The following is a 2,079-nucleotide window of genomic DNA, read 5'->3' as shown; positions in this document are numbered from 1 at the left end:
CGCGATCCAGTTGGGCGGACGAACGACCGTCGAGTACATAGGTGGCCATGGGTCAGTGCTCCTCTCAGGAGTATCCGAGACGGCTGCGGATGCTGCCCGTCGGATGGTGATCGCGGAGCCAGCCGTTAGCTGACTTCGGGTAGTCGTTGAAGAAGTCCTCGGCCTCGCCTGCCGAGCGATGTCGGATGAGCAGCCACGCGGCGTCGCGGAGGGCACCGGTGGTCGTCGTGGCGACGGCGGCCGGATCGAGCAGCGCGTCGGCGATGCCCGTCGCCCGGTCGGCGGGCCGCCGCTCGCGGGCACTCTCCGTATAGCCGAGGAACGACAGTCCGAGCACCCACGAATCGTCGATGACGCGGTAGTCGATGAGCCGCTGCAACCACGCCACGGTGTCGCCCTCGCGACCGGCGACCCCGCGGTGGAGCTCGTCGAGGACCGCCGCCTTCGCGGCGAGCCAGCCGGCGTTGTCGACACGAGCCAGGAGGACGCCGGCGTCGAGCGCGGCCAGCAGATCGGACGCCGGCCCGGATCGCAGGAGGTCGGGGAGCGAGAGCGCGCGTTCCACGGTGGAGAGGTAGCGCTGTCGCGACTCGATCCCGCTGGGATCGAGGATCCACAGCCGGAGTCGAGCGGCGTCGGCCAACCCGTCCGGCTGGTCGGAATCGGGGCCGGCGGTCGCGACGATCTGCAGCAGATCGGGGTTCGGGGCACCGGAGATCACCGTCTCGCGCATGCCTGCCCCGGCGATGCGACCGGGATGCCGCGCAAGCCAAGTGCTGAGGTGAACGGTGGCGGCAGGCACCTGCCTGAGGAGTTCGCCGGTGAGCGTACGGCTGTCGGCATCGGAGACGAGCTCGGCCGCGAGGCACGACTCGATGCCTTCGATGGCGAGGTCGGTGCGCTGCTGGGGAGTCAGCGGAGTGCCGTCCTTCTGGTCCCGGAGCAGCGCGAGCGCCGCGTACGGGTACACGGCGAGATCCTCGGGAGACGGATTGGCAGGCAGAAAACCGTCAGCTGCGTTCTGCCGCGTCGTCAGGAACACCTTGAGCCAGGTCCCGGCCGAAATGGTCGTGAGCAGCTGCGCGTCACCGCGGTGCAGGGTCATCCGCCAGAGACTCCCGAGCAGCGTCCAGTCGATCTCGCTGATGGGAGCGACGGCCGGCCAGTGGGAGACGGAGGCCAGCGCGGCGTCCGGCCGCAGTCGGGTGTTTCTGGTGATCTCGCGCAGATGTCCGGTGGCCTCGTCTTTGGCCTGACTGGGTGCGCCGAGGCGTCGAAGGAACTCTGCGAGATGCAGAAGCGGGGGCAGCCCGCCGACGGGGTCGTTCATCGCAATCGCATGGACCTCGCGCAGCGCCGCGGTCACCGCGGTGGGGATCGTCGCGAGGTCGGCGTAGGGCGCGATGGGGACCTGCGTGATCGGCACCGTTCGCCAGGAACCGTCGGTCAGCACGGTCTCGCAGTACTTGGTGGTGAGAGCCGTCGAGGGCTGGTCGCCCTGCAGGCGTCGCAGCAGCTCGGGAGCCGACGGCGGGTGCTCCAACTGGGCGCGTTCGACCATCTCGGCTGCCCAGCCGACCCGACCGACGGCAGCGGGGTAGTGCTTGGCGACGGCCCGCCGGGCCACCGCGTGGAACTCGATCAGGTCGGGTTGGTCGAGGACCGCGACGGCCGTGGTCCACACCGGGGCGACGGGGTCACCGGCGAACTCGGCCTCGATCTGCGCCTGTCGCTGCAGGATCTGCGCGGCGATGTCCGGATCGGCCAAGACCGCTTCGGCGAGCTCGGAGAGATCCGTGGCCGCCACCGTGCGACCGCTAGCGAATCGGTGAGACCCACCGGGAAGTGCGAGGTCGGGCAGCTCGGCCGCCGCGACCACCAGGGCCCCGGGCACTTCGACGTCGTCGGCAGCGGGAACACAGACGAGGTCGGTGCCCGCCGCGATCTGCGCGGAGGCGTTCTCCGGTCGATCGTGCGTGGACCACGACAACGCCTTACCCGCCGACGGCGGGAGCAGATGGGTGATCGACGAGATCCACGCGACCGACTCCTCGTGGTTCGCGGTCTGCAACACGATCG

The 2,079-nt window shown here is 70.0% G+C and carries 1 protein-coding gene; it reads right to left on the bottom strand.

The genetic code is table 11. The features are described 5' to 3' along the window. Window positions 1–64: 64 nt before the first annotated feature. On the bottom strand, window positions 65–2,079 hold a 2,015-nt coding region (locus tag GX543_RS18345; RefSeq protein WP_290854014.1), incomplete at its 5' end, for a hypothetical protein.

It is taken from the genome of Gordonia sp. (in: high G+C Gram-positive bacteria) (assembly GCF_012515855.1).
GTDB lineage: Bacteria > Actinomycetota > Actinomycetes > Mycobacteriales > Mycobacteriaceae > Gordonia.
This window is presented reverse-complemented; position numbering and strand designations above follow the sequence as displayed.